The 15,935-nt window shown below is 73.8% G+C and carries 18 protein-coding genes; 13 read left to right on the forward strand and 5 right to left on the reverse strand.

Annotation, left to right across the window (positions count from 1 at the left end):
- Window positions 1-2 precede the first annotated feature (2 nt).
- Window positions 3-704, forward strand: a complete 702-nt coding sequence (locus HS045_RS13000; RefSeq protein ID WP_196451564.1) for a DUF4178 domain-containing protein — start codon at window positions 3-5, stop codon at window positions 702-704.
- On the opposite strand, the gene HS045_RS13005 is transcribed toward HS045_RS13000, so the two are convergent.
- Entirely contained in the window at window positions 701-1,522 is an 822-nt protein-coding gene (locus tag HS045_RS13005; RefSeq protein ID WP_196451566.1) for a hypothetical protein, read from the reverse strand. The genes HS045_RS13000 and HS045_RS13005 overlap by 4 nt on opposite strands.
- A gap of 123 nt (window positions 1,523-1,645) precedes the next feature.
- On the opposite strand from HS045_RS13005, the gene dapE reads away from it, so the two are divergent.
- The 3 genes from dapE (at window position 1,646) to HS045_RS13020 (ending at window position 4,716) form a co-directional block, all read left to right on the forward strand.
- Window positions 1,646-2,707, forward strand: coding sequence for a succinyl-diaminopimelate desuccinylase (gene dapE / locus HS045_RS13010; protein ID WP_196451567.1), 1,062 nt, complete (start codon window positions 1,646-1,648; stop codon window positions 2,705-2,707).
- A 617-nt stretch (window positions 2,708-3,324) separates the two neighbouring features.
- Window positions 3,325-4,119: a TIGR00730 family Rossman fold protein gene (locus HS045_RS13015; protein WP_196451568.1), complete on the forward strand. Its 795-nt coding sequence runs from the start codon at window positions 3,325-3,327 to the stop codon at window positions 4,117-4,119.
- Between the two features lie 9 nt (window positions 4,120-4,128).
- Window positions 4,129-4,716 carry a TIGR00730 family Rossman fold protein gene (locus HS045_RS13020; RefSeq protein WP_196451569.1) on the forward strand — a complete coding sequence of 196 codons (588 nt, stop codon included), beginning with the start codon at window positions 4,129-4,131 and terminating at the stop codon, window positions 4,714-4,716.
- Here the strand turns inward: HS045_RS13020 and HS045_RS13025 are convergent.
- Window positions 4,713-5,162 carry a hypothetical protein gene (locus HS045_RS13025; protein WP_196451570.1) on the reverse strand — a complete coding sequence of 150 codons (450 nt, stop codon included), beginning with the start codon at window positions 5,160-5,162 and terminating at the stop codon, window positions 4,713-4,715. The genes HS045_RS13020 and HS045_RS13025 overlap by 4 nt on opposite strands.
- An 86-nt stretch (window positions 5,163-5,248) precedes the next feature.
- Between HS045_RS13025 and HS045_RS13030 the strand changes: the two genes are divergently transcribed.
- Together HS045_RS13030 and HS045_RS13035 are read left to right on the forward strand one after the other, a co-directional pair.
- Complete coding sequence (locus tag HS045_RS13030) at window positions 5,249-5,893, forward strand: hypothetical protein (protein ID WP_196451571.1); 645 nt, start codon at window positions 5,249-5,251, stop codon at window positions 5,891-5,893.
- Window positions 5,890-6,435: a DNA-3-methyladenine glycosylase I gene (locus HS045_RS13035; RefSeq protein ID WP_196451572.1), complete on the forward strand. Its 546-nt coding sequence runs from the start codon at window positions 5,890-5,892 to the stop codon at window positions 6,433-6,435. Before HS045_RS13030 ends, HS045_RS13035 begins: the two co-directional genes overlap by 4 nt.
- Window positions 6,436-6,512: 77 nt before the next feature.
- Here HS045_RS13035 and HS045_RS13040 read toward each other — a convergent pair whose 3' ends face one another.
- Window positions 6,513-7,295, reverse strand: coding sequence for a PaaX family transcriptional regulator C-terminal domain-containing protein (locus HS045_RS13040; RefSeq protein WP_196451573.1), 783 nt, complete (start codon window positions 7,293-7,295; stop codon window positions 6,513-6,515).
- A gap of 190 nt (window positions 7,296-7,485) precedes the next feature.
- Here HS045_RS13040 and HS045_RS13045 point away from each other — a divergent pair, with 190 nt between their 5' ends.
- Together HS045_RS13045 and HS045_RS13050 are read left to right on the forward strand one after the other, a co-directional pair.
- The gene (locus HS045_RS13045) at window positions 7,486-7,653 is read left to right on the forward strand and encodes a DUF3117 domain-containing protein (protein WP_068901342.1); all 168 of its coding nucleotides are present in this window, start codon (window positions 7,486-7,488) and stop codon (window positions 7,651-7,653) included.
- A gap of 159 nt (window positions 7,654-7,812) precedes the next feature.
- Entirely contained in the window at window positions 7,813-9,315 is a 1,503-nt protein-coding gene (locus HS045_RS13050; RefSeq protein WP_196451574.1) for a M17 family metallopeptidase, read from the forward strand.
- 50 nt (window positions 9,316-9,365) lie between these two features.
- Here the strand turns inward: HS045_RS13050 and HS045_RS13055 are convergent, their stop codons facing one another.
- Window positions 9,366-10,016: an O-methyltransferase gene (locus HS045_RS13055; protein ID WP_196451576.1), complete on the reverse strand. Its 651-nt coding sequence runs from the start codon at window positions 10,014-10,016 to the stop codon at window positions 9,366-9,368.
- Between the two features lie 171 nt (window positions 10,017-10,187).
- Between HS045_RS13055 and sigE the strand changes: the two genes are divergently transcribed.
- From sigE to HS045_RS13075, 4 genes are all read left to right on the forward strand, one after another.
- Window positions 10,188-10,820: an RNA polymerase sigma factor SigE gene (gene sigE, locus HS045_RS13060; protein ID WP_230884017.1), complete on the forward strand. Its 633-nt coding sequence runs from the start codon at window positions 10,188-10,190 to the stop codon at window positions 10,818-10,820.
- A gap of 130 nt (window positions 10,821-10,950) precedes the next feature.
- Window positions 10,951-11,499, forward strand: coding sequence for an anti-sigma factor (locus HS045_RS13065; protein ID WP_196451577.1), 549 nt, complete (start codon window positions 10,951-10,953; stop codon window positions 11,497-11,499).
- 252 nt (window positions 11,500-11,751) lie between these two features.
- Window positions 11,752-13,365, forward strand: a complete 1,614-nt coding sequence (locus tag HS045_RS13070) for a trypsin-like peptidase domain-containing protein (protein ID WP_196451578.1) — start codon at window positions 11,752-11,754, stop codon at window positions 13,363-13,365.
- A gap of 161 nt (window positions 13,366-13,526) precedes the next feature.
- Window positions 13,527-13,901 carry a sec-independent translocase gene (locus HS045_RS13075; protein ID WP_196451579.1) on the forward strand — a complete coding sequence of 125 codons (375 nt, stop codon included), beginning with the start codon at window positions 13,527-13,529 and terminating at the stop codon, window positions 13,899-13,901.
- A 153-nt stretch (window positions 13,902-14,054) separates the two neighbouring features.
- Here HS045_RS13075 and HS045_RS13080 read toward each other — a convergent pair whose 3' ends face one another.
- Window positions 14,055-15,197 carry an Mrp/NBP35 family ATP-binding protein gene (locus HS045_RS13080; protein WP_196451580.1) on the reverse strand — a complete coding sequence of 381 codons (1,143 nt, stop codon included), beginning with the start codon at window positions 15,195-15,197 and terminating at the stop codon, window positions 14,055-14,057.
- A 258-nt stretch (window positions 15,198-15,455) separates the two neighbouring features.
- Here HS045_RS13080 and HS045_RS13085 point away from each other — a divergent pair, with 258 nt between their 5' ends.
- Window positions 15,456-15,926 carry a MarR family transcriptional regulator gene (locus HS045_RS13085; RefSeq protein ID WP_307827498.1) on the forward strand — a complete coding sequence of 157 codons (471 nt, stop codon included), beginning with the start codon at window positions 15,456-15,458 and terminating at the stop codon, window positions 15,924-15,926.
- Window positions 15,927-15,935 lie beyond the last annotated feature (9 nt).

Here is a 15,935-nt window from a genome sequence, read left to right on the forward strand (position 1 = left end):
GCATGACCCCTGAGGTCGCCGTGATACTCGGCCTGAGTGTGCTGACCGTCGTCCTGCTGCTGGGCGCGTTCTACGCGACCACCCGCCAGGACCGCAGGACGACGGGGTCCGGGCCGTCCGGCGAGACGCCCACCGCTCCGGCCGGGAGCGCGCGACCGCCGCGGTCCGCGGCGCCGTCCCCTCCGGCGTCCGGGCCGCAGGACCCGGGCCACGTCGGCATCGACTACCCCGACCCCCGCACGATCAAGGTCGGCGACACGATCGACCACCAGGGCGTGCGGGCCCGCGTGCTCGGTGCGATGCACCTGTCGTGGCAGGGCGTGCAGTGGACGGAGTACCTCCTCGACGACGGGACCCGCCGGCGCCAGTGGCTCTCGGTCGAGATGCGCCCCGGCGCGGCTCCCGGCGACGCGCCCCACCTGGAGGTGCTGCTGTGGACGCCGGTCCCGTCCGAGGGGATGGTCCCGGCCAAGACGATGATCATCGTGGAGGGCGTGGAGTTCTTCCCCGCCGACCGGGGCACCGCGGCGTTCCGCTCGGAGGGCTTCACCGGGATGCCCGACCGCGGGCTGCTGGACTTCGCCGACTACCGCGCCGCCGACGGCCGGCTGCTCTCCTTCGAGCGGGTGCAGGGCGAGGGCTGGAACCCCTCCTACGCCCGGTCGCTGCCGCCCGGGTCGATCACGATCCTGCGCAGGGGCTAGGAGATCCGGACCGCGCTGCGGGAGGCGTCGGGGTCGGCCGTCCAGCCCTGCTCCTCGCCGCCCTCCGCGCTCCAGGCCCGGCCGTCGTAGCCGATGCGGCGCAGGCCGTACCTCTGGGCGTGGGCGAGGGACCAGGAGGCGATCAGCCAGCCCTGCCTGCGGGAGGAGGCCTTCAGGGTGGTCCCGGCGCCGAGCGTGCGGGCCAGTTCCTTGACCGCCTTGGCCGGCGCGGGCGCCGGGACGGGCGTCTCGCCGCCCTCCAGGGGGAACCAGCAGTGCAGCGCGCCGGGAACCCGCCCGGTGAACGCCGCCGCGAGGATCTTCGCGTTCTCCTCGTGCTGGGCGTACAGCGAGCCGTCGGCCGAGCGCTGCACCTCCTGGGCGGCCTCGTGCAGCGGGATCTTCCGGTAGTCCTTCACCTTGACCAGCGCCGAGAAGAACCTGCCGGCGGTGTAGGCCGGGTCGAGCAGCTGCTCGGGGGTGCCCCAGCCCTGCGAGGGCCGCTGCTGGAACACCCCCACGGAGTCGCGGTCGCCGAACGGCAGGTTGTACAGCTTGGACTCCTGGATGCCCGTGGCGTAGGCGATCACGACGGCCCGCTCGGGCAGCCTGCGGCGGTGGGCCACACCGGCGATGGTCGCGGCCACCTGGGCCTGCTCGAGCTCCAGGTCGAGGGTGCCGCCGGCCGCGGTGACCCGGCAGCCCTCGTCCGTCGAGGGCCGATCGAACAGCGCGAACAGGCCCACGGTGATGGTCACCGCGAGCACGGCCACGATCGCGATGATCGCGATGGCACCTGGGGAGAACCGCCGTCGCACGGTGAAGAACCTACCGGGCGCCGGAGCGGCGTGCGGCCCGCCGGAGCCGGGGCCCGGAGCCGCGGAATGCCCCGTCCGGGGACGGGAGGGGCCGGGCCGCCGGGCGGATGTAGGGTCGCCTGCATGGACACGCGGCTGGACCTCACCCAGGACGTCGGCGCGCTCACCGCGCGGATCGTGGACGTCGCGTCGGTGAGCGGGAACGAGAAGGCGCTCGCCGACGCGGTGGAGGAGGCGCTGCGCGCCCTGCCGCACCTGCGGGTGGAGCGCGACGGCGATGCGGTCGTGGCCCGCACCGGGCTCGGCCGGGGCGAGCGGGTGGTGATCGCCGGGCACATCGACACGGTCCCGGTGGCGGGCAACCTGCCCAGCCGGGTCGAGGGCGACCTGCTGTACGGCTGCGGCGCCTCCGACATGAAGAGCGGCGTCGCGGTGGCCCTGAGGCTGGCCGCCGCCCTGGAGGCGCCGAACCGGGACGTGACCTACGTCTTCTACGACTGCGAGGAGATCGAGGCCGAGCGCAACGGGCTGCTCCGGCTCAGCCGGGAGCACCCCGGCTGGCTCGCCGGGGACTTCGCCGTGCTGATGGAGCCGACCGACGGGGTGATCGAGGGCGGTTGCCAGGGCACCCTGCGGGCGCAGGTCGTCACCCGGGGCAAGCGCGCGCACAGCGCCAGGTCCTGGCTCGGCGTCAACGCGATCCACGCCGCCGGGCCGGTGCTGGACGTCCTGAACGCCTACCGGGCCAGGACGCCGGTGGTGGACGGGCTGGAGTACCACGAGGGCCTGAACGCGGTCGGCGTCGCCGGCGGCGTCGCGGGCAACGTGATCCCCGACGAGTGCGTGGTGACGGTCAACTACCGCTTCGCCCCCGACCTGTCGCTGGAGGAGGCCCGCGAGCACGTGCGCGAGGTCTTCGACGGGTTCGAGCTCCGCTTCACCGACGGCGCCCCGGCCGCGCGGCCCGGCCTGACCCACCCGGTCGCGGCGGCGTTCGTGACGGCCGTCGGCGGCGTCCCGCGGGCCAAGCTCGGCTGGACGGACGTCTCGCTCTTCTCCGGGCTGGGCGTCCCCGCCGTCAACTACGGCCCCGGCGACCCGAACCTGGCCCACCAGCGCGGGGAGTTCGTCTCCCTGTCCAAGATCGCCGAAGCCGAACGGCGCCTGCTCGCCTGGCTCTCCTGAGCCCTCGGGAACGGACCCGCGAGGGGGCTCCGTCGTCTGGACCGAGGAGCGCGCGCAGCCCGCGAGGGGGCTCCGTCGTCTGGACTGAGGAGCGCGCGCAGCGAAGCGAGCACGTGACGAGGGAAGACGGCGGTTACCGGCCCCCGAGCCGCGACGCGCAGCGTCGCCATGTCACAGCGAGCACGTGACGAGGGAAGACGGCGGTTACCGGCCCCCGAGCCGCGACGCGCAGCGTCGCCATGTCACAGCGAGCACGTGACGAGGGAAGACGGCGGTTACCGGCCCCCGAGCCGCGACGCGCAGCGTCGCCATGTCACAGCGAGCACGTGACGAGGGAAGACGGCGGTTACCGGCCCCCGAGCCGCGACGCGCAGCGTCGCCATGTCACAGCGAGCACGTGACGAGGGAAGACGGCGGTTACCGGCCCCCGAGCCGCGACGCGCAGCGTCGCCGTGAAAACGAGAAAGTGGCTTTCCTCGCCGGCCATTTGGCGGGGAAAGCCACTTTCAGTCCCGAGCAGCACCCTCGCCGATTAGACGCGGGCCCGTCGGAATCCGGTTCCGTGTTTTCGCGGAGAATTTTCAAGATTTTTCCCGGCGCGGCGCTAGCGTGATCGTATGAGGAAGACACGTCCGGAGCGCCGTCAGGGATCCGCAGTGGTCCGCGGTGACTTCGTCCCCGATTCCACCTATGACCAGCGACTTCTCGACCGGCGCGGGCCGGCCGACTGGCTGCACATGGACCCGTGGCGGGTGCTGCGCATCCAGGCGGAGTTCGTCGAGGGGTTCGGCCTGCTGGCCGAGCTGCCCCGGGCGGTGACGGTCTTCGGCTCGGCGCGCACACCGGTGGACTCGCCGGACTACGAGCTGGGCGTGCGGCTCGGCCGGGGGCTCGCCGAGGCGGGGTACGCCGTCATCACCGGTGGCGGGCCGGGCTGCATGGAGGCGGCGAACAAGGGAGCGGTCGAGGCGGGCGGGATCTCGGTCGGGCTCGGCATCGAGCTCCCCTTCGAGCAGCACATGAACGAGTACGTCGACCTCGGGATCGAATTCCGCTACTTCTTCGTCCGCAAGACCATGTTCGTGAAGTACGCCTGCGGCTTCGTCGCGCTGCCGGGCGGGTTCGGCACGCTGGACGAGCTGTTCGAGGAGCTGACCCTCGTCCAGACGCGAAAGATCACCTCCTTCCCCGTGGTGCTGCTGGGCACGGAGTTCTGGGGCGGCCTGCTCGACTGGATCAGGACGACGCTCGTGTCCACGGGGAAGATCTCCCCGGCCGACGTCGAGCTGATCCACGTCACCGACGACCCGGCCGAGGCCGTACGGATCATCGCCGAGGCGGACGCGGGCCGGTCGGAGCAGCTGGAGAAGGAGCGGGAGGCGGCGGAGAGCACGGTGGCCGCCGCCGAATAGGGTTGTCCGGTGTTCATCTGCGTTTTCCTGGCATCGAGCCAGCGGATCGATCCCAAGTACCTGCGACTGGCGGAGGAGGTGGGCGCCGAGCTCGCCCGGCGCGGGCACACGCTGGTCAGCGGCGGGGCCCGGGTGTCGTGCATGGGCGCGGTGGCCCGCGCGGTCCGCGCGGGCGGCGGCCGCACGGTGGGGGTCATCCCGCAGGCCCTGGTGGACGTCGAGGTGGCCGACACCGACTCCGACGAGCTGATCGTCACCGCCGACATGCGGGAGCGCAAGGGGGCGATGGACGCCCGCTCCGACGCCTTCCTCGTGCTCCCCGGCGGCATCGGCACGCTGGAGGAGCTCTTCGAGATCTGGACCGCGCGGACGCTGGGGCTGCACGACAAGCCGCTGGTCCTGCTGGACCCGTGGGGCCTCTACGCGCCGCTGAAGGAGCTGGTGCAGGGCATGCACGAGGCGGGCTTCACCCGGGCCGGCGTCTTCGACGCGATCTCCTGGACCACCACGGTCGAGGAGGCGTTCGAACATCTGGAGAAGCCCGCGGGGCGCCTGGCGCCGAGCCTCGACGAACTGGGCGAGGCCACGGCGGGCTAGGCGAGGCCGCGGCGGGCCAGCGCGGGCGGGCGCCTCCCGGCCAGGGACTCGGTCATCGCGACCGCGAGCCGTACCTGGTCCGGGCGGGCGGTGCGGAAGACCCGGGCGCCCAGCCAGGCGCAGATCGAGGCGGCGGCGAGTTCGGCGGCCTCGTCGTCCTCCGGGTCCCGGAAGGCCGCCGCGCCCTCCGCGGCCGCTGCGCCCCCGGCGTCCTGTACGCCCTGGGTGTCCCCGGCGGTTACGGCGCCCGCTGCGCCCCCGGCGGCCCCCGCCGTCCGCGTCGAGGTCCGTACCGAAGCCCGTACGGAGGCCCGTGCCAGTGCGGACGGGGTGACGACGACGGTGCGACCGGCCCGGACGAGGCGCTCGACCTCGTCGAGCGAGTGGGCCTCGACCCAGCCGGGTCCGTTCTCCGTGTCCGCTCCGACCACCAGGGGATCCGCCATGCGGCGATCATAGGTCCTGGCGCCGTGGACCTTGCCGGATGCCCGGTACGGAGCCCGGGGGAAGGGAGTTGTGGCACGATTCGTATGTGCTGGTCGTACTCGTTCTCGCTGCCCTGGCCATCCTCGCCGGCGTGGTGCTGGTCGCCACGGGCCGCGGCGGTGAGCTCAAGGAGTTCGCCCCCGACGTGCCGCCTCTGGCCCTGCCCGCCGCCGGACAGCTCACCGCGGTGGACTTCATGGCCCTGCGGCTGCCGGTGAGCCTGGTCGGCTACCACACGCAGAGCGTGGACGAGACGCTGCAGCGCGCCGCGAACGCGCTGAGCGAGCGCGACACCCGGATCGCGGTGCTGGAGCAGCGGGTGTCGGAGCTGCTGGCGAGCAGGCTCCAGGCGCGTCAGGAGATGCACGCCGCTCCGGCGTACGGGCCGGTCACCGAGCACCGGCCCGGCGCGCCCCGGCAGGATCTCGCCGCGGCGGGCGGGGACGCGGCCGTCTCCGCCCCCGCCGCTCCCGCCTCGCTCGGTGACCTGGAGGAGCCGGAGGACCCCGGCGACCCGGCGGAGGCCGGCCGTTTCGAGGGGCCGGGGGACGCCGGGGACCGGGAGGGTCCGGGAGGGGCCGGTGCCGAGGAGGCCGCGGACCGGGACCCGCGGGACGACCCGGAGCGCGAGCCCGGCGCCGCCTCCGCCCGGCGGGCGGGCGGACCGGCGGACGAGGCGGGACGCGGGTGACCGGGCCCGTCCGGTGCGGATGGGTGAGCTCCGCCCCCGAGTACATCGCCTACCACGACGAGGAGTGGGGCCGCCCGGTCGAGGGCGACGACCGCGTGTTCGAGCGGCTCACCCTGGAGGCGTTCCAGTCGGGCCTGTCGTGGATCACGATCCTGCGCAAGCGGGAGAACTTCCGGAGCGCGTTCGCGGGCTTCTCCATCCCCGCCGTGGCCGCGTTCGGCCAGGACGACGTGGACCGCCTCCTGGCCGACCCGGGCATCGTCCGCAACCGGGCCAAGATCGAGGCCGCGGTCTCCAACGCGCGGGCCGCGCTCGGCGTCGGCCTGTCCGACCTCGTCTGGCGCCACGCCGATCCCGGCGCCCCGGCGCCCGCGAGCGGCGCCGACGTGCCCGCCCTGACCCCCGGCTCCGTGGCGCTGGCCAAGGAGCTGAAGCAGAACGGCTTCCGCTTCGTCGGACCCACCACCGCCTATGCGCTGATGCAGGCCATCGGGCTCGTCAACGACCACGTCGCCGACTGCTGGGTCCGGGGCCGGATCTAGCGCTCCGCCGGGTTCTCCCGGTCCGCCGGGTCCGCGCAGGCGTCCTGGCGCCCGGCCTCCGGACGGGGGCGGGCCCCTCACGGGTCGGTCAGGTGGCGGTCGACGAAGGCCGAGGCCGCGGGGAGCAGGCGGGCGGCCTCCCGCTCGAAGTAGGCGCGGGCCTTCTCCCCGGGCCAGCCGCCCGGCAGCAGCTCGGCGGGCAGGCCCGGGTCGCGGAACAGGAAGTTGCGCCAGCCGTGCAGCAGCCTGCTCCGCACGGCGAACACCCGGTCGTCGTCGGCGTCGTCCGGCAGCGAGCCGAGCAGTTCCGTCGCCAGGGTCAGCCATTCCTCGTAGGCGGCCGCGATGGCGTCCAGGTCCCAGGTGCGGGCGACGAGCGTCCGGGGGTCGCCGTCGAGGACCGCTTCGAAGCGTTCGGCGCGGACCCCCTCGCCCGCGAGCAGCGGGTCGAGCTCGGGGGAGGGGCGCGGGCTGATCCAGGTGCCCTCCGTCAGCGGCGCGTACCCGAGGAAGGACAGGTCGGCCCGGAGCCGCTCCCGCCGGGGCCGCTCGCGTACCGGTTCGATCACGAGCAGGTGCCACCGGCCCGACCAGGCGGCGGCGCCGGGCCGGTAGATCCGCAGCGCGGCCTCGTCGAGCCGCCGCACGCATTTCGGGGTGACCTCGTAGCCGGGCCCCTGGGGCAGCCGGGCGGGTGCGAGCCAGCCCTGCCGGACCATGCGGGAGATGGCGGTGCGCACGGCCGGGGCCGCGATCTCCAGCGGGGCGAGCAGGCGGACGAGGGCGGCGACGGACGCGCGGCCGCCCCGCGAGCGCAGGTGGTCCCCGTACAGGTCGAAGAGTGCGGCGCGGGCGTTCACGGGGACCAGTCTGGTCGGCCGAGGGGTCCCGGACAACGGTATCGGACCTCCGCCGGAACCGGTCGCGAACCTGATCGTTCCCATTCCGAGCGTGGAGGCGGGATAATAGGACATCACAGAAGACGTGAATGCGTCGGCCACCCTCGGGTCAGTCGGAGATCCGGAGCCCGAAGCAGGAAGGGATACACGCATGGCGGCGATGAAGCCGAGGACCGGTGATGGTCCGCTGGAGGTCGTCAAGGAAGGCAGGGGGATCGTCATGCGGGTTCCCCTGGAGGGTGGCGGCCGGCTCGTCGTCGAGCTCTCCGCGGACGAGGCCGGCGCCCTGGGTGAGGAGCTGAAGAAGGTCGTCGGCTGAGACCGGACCGATGACACGGACCGACGACACGGCCCTGGCCGCAGGGCCGCCCCCGCGGCGGCCCGCGCCGGGGCCGCGGCGTCTCGCCCCGGCCCCGCGTCGGAGTCGTCGGAGTCACCGAGGCCCCGCCCGGAAGCCGGGACCTCCGCGTTGGAAGGAATGAGCGACGTGCCCCTGGAGACCTCGATCAGTACGGCCGTGCGGGCGCCGGAGGACGCCGCGTTGCTCGCGGTCCCCTTCGCGGCGGATCTCGACCCGCCGGTCGGGCTGCCCGTGCCCGCCGCCGAGCTGCTGGCCTCCTACCAGGCCAAGGGAGAGGCGGGGGAGATCGTCGAGGTGCCGGTGGCCCGGGGTGAGGCCGTCGGCCGGATCCTGCTGTACGGGATCGGCGACGGCTCGGCCGACGCGCTGCGCAGGGCGGGCGCGGCGGTGGCCCGCCGGGGCCGGGGCCGCGAGGAGATCGCCGTCGTGCCGCCGCCCGGGGCGTCCGCGGGATCGGTGGCCGCGTTCACGGAGGGCGCGCTGCTGGCCGCCTACGCCTTCCGGATCGGCGAGACCGTCCTCTCGTCCCGGCCGGTGGCCTCGATCCTGCTCGTCACCGGGGACTCCGGGGACTCCGGGGGGACGGACGGGGCGGCGGGAAGCGCCGAGACCGCGGGGACCGCGGCGGCGGCCGTCGAGGCCGGGATCGCCCGGGGGAGGGCCGTGGCCGGCGCCGTCGCGCTCGCCAGGGACCTGGCCAACACCCCGGCGTCGGTGAAGACCCCCGCCTGGCTCGCCGAGCGCGCCGCCGAGCAGGGCGTCGCCGTCCGGGTCTGGGACGAGCGGGAACTGCGGGCCGGCGGGTTCGGCGGCATCCTCGCCGTCGGGCAGGGCTCGGTGAGCCCTCCGCGGCTCATCCAGCTCTCCTACGAGCCGGAGGGCGAGGCCGCCGGGCACGTGGTCCTCGTCGGCAAGGGCATCACCTACGACACCGGCGGCCTCTCGCTCAAGCCGACCGAGGGCATGAAGTTCATGAAGACCGACATGGCGGGCGGCGCGGTCGTCATCGCCGTCCTGGGCGCGCTGGCCGCACTCGGCGCGCGGGTCCGCGTCACCGGCCTGATCGCCGCGGCGGAGAACTCCTTCTCCGGCGCGGCGCAGCGCCCCGGCGACGTGATCACGCAGTACGGCGGGCGGACCGTCGAGGTGCTCAACACCGACGCCGAGGGCCGGCTGGTGATGGCCGACGCGCTGGCCTACGCCGACGCCGAGCTGGACCCGGACGTCATGGTGGACATCGCCACGCTGACCGGGGCGATCGGCATCGCCCTCGGCAAGGGCCTGGGAGCGCTCTTCGCCTCCGACGACGGGCTGGCCGCGGAGCTGGCCGGGGCCGGAGAGGCCAGCGGCGAGCGGCTCTGGCGGATGCCGCTGATCGACGACTACGTCCCGGCGCTGGAGTCCTCCGTGGCCGACCTGGCCAACATCGAGGCCGGGTCCGCCTACGGCGCGGGCTCGATCACCGCGGCGCTGTTCCTGCGCGAGTTCACCGGAAAGCGGCCGTGGGCGCATCTGGACATCGCGGGCGTCGGCCGCAGCACGGTGGACGAGGGCCTGTCCGCCAAGGGGGCGACCGGCTTCGGGGTCCGCCTGCTGCTGGAGTGGCTGTCCGGCCGCTGAGCCCGGCCGCTGAGTCCGGCCGCTGAGCCCGGACGTGACCGGTGGCCGGGTCAGCCGGCGAGCTTGACCGCGGCGAGGATGCCGCCGCCGAGGGGGAGCAGCAGGGGGCGGAGCCGCTCGTCGGTGCGGACCAGCCGGCCCAGCTCGCGGACGGCGACGGTGTCCGGGTCGCGCCGGGCGGGGTCGGCGACCCGGTGGTGCCAGAGCGCGTTGTCGAAGACGACGACGCCGCCCACCCGCAGCAGCCGGACGGACTCGGCCAGGTAGTCGCCGTACTCCTGCATGGCGCCGTCGCAGAAGACCATGTCGTAGCCGCCGTCGGACAGGCGCGGCAGGACGTCCAGGGCCCGGCCGGTGATCAGCCGGACGCGGCCGCCGGAGAAGCCCGCCTGGGCGAAGGTCTGCCGGGCCAGCCGCTGCAGCTCGGGCTCCACGTCCACGCTGGTGAGCGTGCCGTCGGCGCGCATGCCGCGGAGCAGCCAGAGACCGGACACCCCGCAGCCGGTGCCGATCTCCACGACGGCGCGGGCGTTGACGGCGCTGGCGAGGAAGCAGAGGGCGGCGCCGCCGCTGGGCGAGGTCGGGGAGATCCCCACCTCCAGGCTCCGCTGCCGGGCGAGGAGGAGGATCTCGTCCTCGGGATGGAAGTCCTCGGCATAGGCCAGAGTGGCCTCCAACGGACTTGTCGGCGTCTCTGCCATCGGCCTCTCCTCCCGCTCTCTCGTGCACAGTCGCATGGGCGCTGGGTCGCAGCCTAAGGGAGGCGGCCCGGATCGGGAACTCATGCCCCGGGCAGGACGTTGCATGGATTAAAGCGGCGTTTGCCGGTCCTGTGGGTAGTGAGCGCGCACGAAGGGACGAAACCAGGCACTATGGCGATAGCGGTGGTCCCGAAGAGAGGGGTGCTGGTGGACGAGCCCGACCACCAGGTGGATGCTCCCGTGTCCGACTGGAAGCCTCCCACCTGGGACGAGGTCGTCCGGACCCACTCGGCGCGCGTCTACCGGCTGGCCTACCGGCTGACCGGCAACGTCCACGACGCCGAGGACCTGACCCAGGAGGTGTTCGTCCGGGTCTTCAGGTCCCTGTCGAACTACACGCCCGGCACGTTCGAGGGCTGGCTGCACCGCATCACCACCAACCTGTTCCTCGACATGGCGCGGCGCAAGCAGCGCATCAGGTTCGAGGGGCTCGCCGACGACGCGGCCGAGCGGCTGCGCGGGCGCGAGCCGTCCCCCGCCCAGGTGTACGACGACACCCACCTGGACGCCGACATCCAGGCGGCGCTGGACGCGCTGGCCCCCGAGTTCCGCGCAGCCGTCGTGCTGTGCGACATCGAGGGGCTCTCCTACGAGGAGATCGCCGCGACGCTCGGCGTGAAGCTCGGGACCGTCCGCAGCCGGATCCATCGCGGCCGGGCACAGCTGCGTGACGCGCTGGAGCACCGCGCGCCCCGGAGCGAGCAGTCCCCCCCGACCATCACCCGCGGGGAGGAGTTCGCATGACAGACCACAGACATCCGAAGCGACGGACCGGGAGCGGAAGCGTGAACGCGAGGCGAGGACCCGGATCGGCCCCGGCCGTCAAGGGCGACGTCCACGACTTCCACGACGAGCCGTTCGGCAAGGAGTCGGTATGAGTCATCTCGGAGAACGCGTTTCCGCGCTCGTCGACGGCGAGCTGAACCACCACGAGCGCGACCGCGCCCTGGCGCACCTGACCTTCTGCGCCGGCTGCCGCGCCGAGGTCGACGCCGTACGGGCGCTGAAGAGCCGGCTGCGGTCCCTGGAGGGGCCGTCGATGCCGACGGACCTGACCATGTCGCTGCTGCGGATGGCCGAGCCCGGTGGCCCGCTGCCGCCGCGGGAGCGGCCCTTCCCCGCCTCCCGGACCTTCGGGGGGGCGCCGATCCCGGGCATGCACAGCATCGCGCCGCCGGACAACCGGCCGCGCGGCCGGGCCGGCGGAGCGCGGCGGTCACGCCGGGCGGGCTACATGGCCGTGGGGTTCGCCTCCGCGGCGGTGGCGCTCGGCACGCTGTTCGTCGTCGGGGGCGCCGAGTCCAACCCGCGCGTGCCGCCGGTCGACATGTTCGCCAACCAGCCCGGGAGTCCCGCGAGCACCGTGCACCGCGGCGGTACGACGACACCCGTGCCCTCGCTGACGCCGTCGCCCGCTCGGTGACCCGCCCGCCCGTCACCGGGCCGCCGGAGGCCGCGCGCCCCCGGAGCAGGTGGCGGGCGGCCTCGTTTCCGCGGTCCCGCCGGGCGGAGCGCGGGGCCGCGGCTCGTGCACGGCGAGTCTCCGGGATACTGGTATCCGAGGCATTCGGACGGGCAAACCGCGCTTTACGTCTCTCGTATGCAGCTCCGGGGAAGATTGCCTGGCTGCCGCCGGCGAGCGGCCTCATACGAGGCAAGGAGTAGTGAGTATCCGATGACGACCGACGACCCCCGCACCCACGAGGCGCACGATGCCGAGGGACGTGCGCCGTCGGACTTCAACGGCGGCCGGGGCCCGGCCCCGGAGTCCTCGCGGCCCGACTTCCTGCCCGCGGGCGAGACCGCGGGCCTCCCCGGCGAGCGGAGCGGGCAGCAGGGCGACGAGGGGTGGAGCCAGCTGGGGAGGCCGCCGGCGCCGGGCGGATGGAGCCAGGAGCAGCCGGCGGCCCCGGCCGCGCAACAGGGCCGGGACGGCTGGGCCGACGCGCCGGAGGAGAGCGGCTGGGGCGACCCCTCCGGCCGTCCGCGCCCGGAGCCCGCGGTCGCGGGCCCGCCGTACGGGCAGGCGCCCGGCCACACGGCGGTCCTGGCCGCCCCGCCCCCGCCCCCGCCCCCGCAGGCGCTCGGCATGGGCTCCGGCTGGGCCCCGCCCCCGCCGCTCCCGCCGACCGCCGGCCCGGCGGGCGCCACGGCGGCGGCCGGGCGGCGCGGACCGGGCACGAGGACGCTCGTCGCCCTCGCGGTGGTGATCGCACTGCTCGCCTCGGTGCTCGGCAGCGTCGGCACCTACCTGCTGACCCGGCCGGGCGGCTCGGGGCTGGACCCGTCCTACCGGATCCCCGCGGCTGCCGGCGGCGCCACCGCCCGGCCGCCGGAGTCGGTCGCGGGCGTGGCCTCCAAGGTGCTGCCGAGCGTGGTCTCCCTGGCCGTCGAGGCCGGCGGCGGCGCGGGCACCGGCTCGGGCTTCCTGATCAAGGGCGGCTACGTGGTGACCAACAACCACGTGGTCGCGGCGGCGGCGGGCGGCGGGCAGATCCAGATCCAGTTCAACAACCGCAAGTCCACCGCGGCCAGGATCGTCGGCCGCGACCCCGAGTCCGACCTGGCCGTGGTCAAGCCGGACGACACCTTCGGCATGCCGGAGATCACCCTCGGCAACTCCGACAACGTGGTGGTGGGCGACCCGGTCATCGCGATCGGCTCGCCGCTCGGCCTGACCGGCACGGTCACCACCGGCATCGTCAGCTCGCTCAACCGGCCGGTCCAGGCGGGGGAGGAGAACAGCTCCGACACCACCTGGTTCAGCGCGATCCAGACCGACGCCGCCATCAACCCCGGCAACTCCGGAGGCCCGCTGGTCAACGCGCGCGGCGAGGTGATCGGCGTCAACTCGGCGATCGCCACCCTCGGCAGGCAGGTCGGCGGGCAGAGCGGCAGCATCGGCCTGGGCTTCGCGATCCCGGTCAACCACGCCCGCCGGGTCGCCGAAGAGCTGGTCACCACCGGCTCCGCGAGCAAGTCGCGGATCGGCGTGCTCATCGACCAGGCCTACCAGGGCACCGGCGTGCGGATCAGGAGCGAGGCGCAGGACGGCCAGGCGCCGGTCTCGCCCGGCGGCGCGGCCGACAAGGCGGGCCTCAAGCCCGGAGACGTCATCCTGGAGGTCAACGGCCTGACGTTGCAGGACGGTAACGAGCTGATCGCGCTGGTCCGGGGCCGGGCTCCCGGTGACAAGCTGGAGGTCACCTTCCAGCGGGGCGGCCAGGAGAAGACGACCACCGTGATCGTGCAGGCCGATCGCGCCACGCCCACGCCACGGCCCTCCTGACCGGCGCTTCATGGGAGTGTCCTCGCGGTTGGGGGCATTAGTCTGGAAGTGCTCCGGGACCCGTCCCGGAGCACTGACCTGAAGGGGGGCCGATGAACCCGCGCTCGAGAAGGGCCGCATCGGCAGGGCACCCCCTCGTGCTGAGCCGCTAGGAGATCGCCGTGTTCGGACTCGGGTGGTTTGAGGTCGCGGCACTGGTGGTCATCGCCCTGCTCGTCTTCGGGCCGGAGAAGCTTCCTCAGGCCGCCGCGCAGGCGGGCCGGACGCTGCGCAACCTGCGGCGGATGGCCAACAACGCCAAGGACGACCTCCAGGCGGGGCTGGGGCCGGAGTTCGCCGACTTCGACCCGGCGGACCTCAATCCGAAGAACTTCGTCCGCAAGCACCTGACGGCCGACCTGGAGGACGACTGGAACGGCGCCGCGTCGGCCGCGGTGCTCGCCTCACCCGCCTACACCCCGTCGTCGTACGCGGCCGAGGCGGCCGGAGAACTCGGCTACGGCGAGATCCCGCCGTACGACCCCGAGGCCACCTGAGGCGCGGCGGGGCCGCGGCGGAAGACGGCGACGCGCGAGGAGGCGCCCCCGGCGTGGGGCGCCTCCTCGCGCGTCTCCGTGCGCCGTGCGTCGTGTCCCGCGGATCCGGAAGGACGCCGTGCGTCGTGTCCCGCGGATCCGGAAGGACGCCGCTCAGCGGCCCCGGGTGGGGGAGATGCCGAGTTGCAGGCCCTTGAGGCTGGTGGACTTCTTGCTCAGGCCGGCGGCGATGCGGTGCAGTTCGGCCGCGGCGGGGGCGTCCGGGTCGGTGAGCACGAGGGGCTTGCCCTCGTCGCCGCCCTCACGCAGCCGCATGTCGATCGGGACCTGGCCGAGCAGCGGGACCCGGGCGCCGAGCGTGCGGGTCAGCGCGTCGGCCACGGACTGGCCGCCGCCCTCGCCGAAGACCGAGATCCGCTCGTCGCAGTGGGGGCACGGCAGCCAGGACATGTTCTCGATGACGCCGGCGATCTGCTGGTGGGTCTGCGCCGCGATCGACCCGGCCCGCTCGGCCACCTCGGCGGCGGCCTGCTGCGGGGTGGTCACCACGAGGATCTCGGCGGAGGGCATGCGCTGCGCCACCGAGATCGCGATGTCGCCGGTGCCCGGCGGCAGGTCCATCAGCAGGACGTCGAGGTCGCCCCAGTAGACGTCGGCGAGGAACTGGTGCAGCGCCCGGTCCAGCATCGGCCCGCGCCACACCACCGGGGTGTTGCCCTCCGGCTTGAACATGCCGACCGAGATGACCTTGATGTCATGCGCCACCGGCGGCATGATCATGTCCTCGACCTTGGTGGGCCGCTCGGAGACGCCCAGCATGCGGGGCACGCTGTGGCCGTAGATGTCGGCGTCCACCACGCCGACCTTGAGCCCGTTGGCGGCCATGGCGGCGGCGAGGTTCACCGTGACGGAGGACTTGCCGACGCCGCCCTTGCCGGAGGCGACGGCGAAGACGCGGGTCAGCGAGCCGGGCTTGGCGAAGGGGATCTCCTTCTCCGGTCCCCGGTCGCCGCGGAGCCTGGTCTGCAGCTCCTTGCGCTGCTCGGCGCTCATGACGTCCATCTCGACCTGGACGCCGGTCACCCCGTCGACGCGCGAGACCGCGGCGGTGACGTCGCGGGTGATGGTGTCCTTCATGGGACAGCCCGACACCGTGAGGAAGACGCCGACGCGCACCACCCCTTCGGGGGAGATGTCGACGCTCTTGACCATGCCGAGCTCGGTGATCGGCCGACGGATCTCAGGGTCGTTGACGGTCGCGAGAGCGGCCGTGACGAGTTCCGGGGTAGGTGCCATCGAAGTGTGGGCACGAGACCGCCACCGGTGAGGGCGACGGGGGATGCCGTCCCTCCTTGTCTGTGTGTCGTCCGGGCGTTCCGCGGGCGGGTCCATCGTATGAACCCGGGTGGGGTGCGAAGAATTCCGGGTGCTCGGTGCGGCGGAGGCGTCTTTGACGTCCCGTTACCCGCCGGGGGCGGGGGTTCGGAGGCGCCTCGTCGCGTGATCCGGACAATTCGCTATGTAGATGCGTGTGCAACGTTCTAAGGTTACTGGGTGACCCTGACGGCGGGCGAGTCAAGAGATGCCATCGGCTCGGAGGAGCTGGAGGTCTGGCGCATGCTCCAGCGGGCCCAGGTGCGGATCACCCGGCTGCTGGAGGCGGACCTGATGGTCGCGCACGACCTGGCGCTGGCCTCCTACGACGTGCTCGACCAGTTGGCGGAGTCGCCCGGCCGGCGGCTGCGGATGAACGACCTGGCCGAGCGGGTGCTGCTCTCGCGCAGCGGCCTGACCCGGCTCGTCGACCGGCTCCAGCGCGACGGGCTGGTAGAGCGGGAGGCCTGCACCAGCGACGCGCGGGGCCTGTTCGCGGTGCTGACCGACGCCGGCGCCGACCGGCTGGCCGAGGCCGCCCCCACCTACCTGCGCGGCATCCGCAGCCGCTTCCTGGACGTGCTCGACGAGGACGAGCTGCGCCAGTGCGCGGCCATGCTGACCAAGCTGTTCCCGGAGTCCGCCGGATAGCGGGCCGCG

This window comes from Planomonospora sp. ID82291, assembly GCF_015711645.1.
Taxonomy (GTDB): Bacteria; Actinomycetota; Actinomycetes; order Streptosporangiales; family Streptosporangiaceae; genus Planomonospora.

What these genes read in the sequence shown, in the direction of transcription:
- HS045_RS13080 (WP_196451580.1), bottom strand. Translation starts at nt 15,197, where the DNA reads ATGGCACCTACCCCGGAACTCGTCACGGCCGCTCTCGCGACCGTCAAC.
- HS045_RS13070 (WP_196451578.1), top strand. Translation starts at nt 11,752, where the DNA reads ATGACGACCGACGACCCCCGCACCCACGAGGCGCACGATGCCGAGGGA.
- HS045_RS13025 (WP_196451570.1), bottom strand. Translation starts at nt 5,162, where the DNA reads ATGGCGGATCCCCTGGTGGTCGGAGCGGACACGGAGAACGGACCCGGC.
- HS045_RS13065 (WP_196451577.1), top strand. Translation starts at nt 10,951, where the DNA reads ATGAGTCATCTCGGAGAACGCGTTTCCGCGCTCGTCGACGGCGAGCTG.
- HS045_RS13050 (WP_196451574.1), top strand. Translation starts at nt 7,813, where the DNA reads ATGAGCGACGTGCCCCTGGAGACCTCGATCAGTACGGCCGTGCGGGCG.
- HS045_RS13000 (WP_196451564.1), top strand. Translation starts at nt 3, where the DNA reads ATGACCCCTGAGGTCGCCGTGATACTCGGCCTGAGTGTGCTGACCGTC.
- HS045_RS13045 (WP_068901342.1), top strand. Translation starts at nt 7,486, where the DNA reads ATGGCGGCGATGAAGCCGAGGACCGGTGATGGTCCGCTGGAGGTCGTC.
- sigE (WP_230884017.1), top strand. Translation starts at nt 10,188, where the DNA reads ATGGCGATAGCGGTGGTCCCGAAGAGAGGGGTGCTGGTGGACGAGCCC.
- HS045_RS13015 (WP_196451568.1), top strand. Translation starts at nt 3,325, where the DNA reads ATGAGGAAGACACGTCCGGAGCGCCGTCAGGGATCCGCAGTGGTCCGC.
- dapE (WP_196451567.1), top strand. Translation starts at nt 1,646, where the DNA reads ATGGACACGCGGCTGGACCTCACCCAGGACGTCGGCGCGCTCACCGCG.
- HS045_RS13055 (WP_196451576.1), bottom strand. Translation starts at nt 10,016, where the DNA reads ATGGCAGAGACGCCGACAAGTCCGTTGGAGGCCACTCTGGCCTATGCC.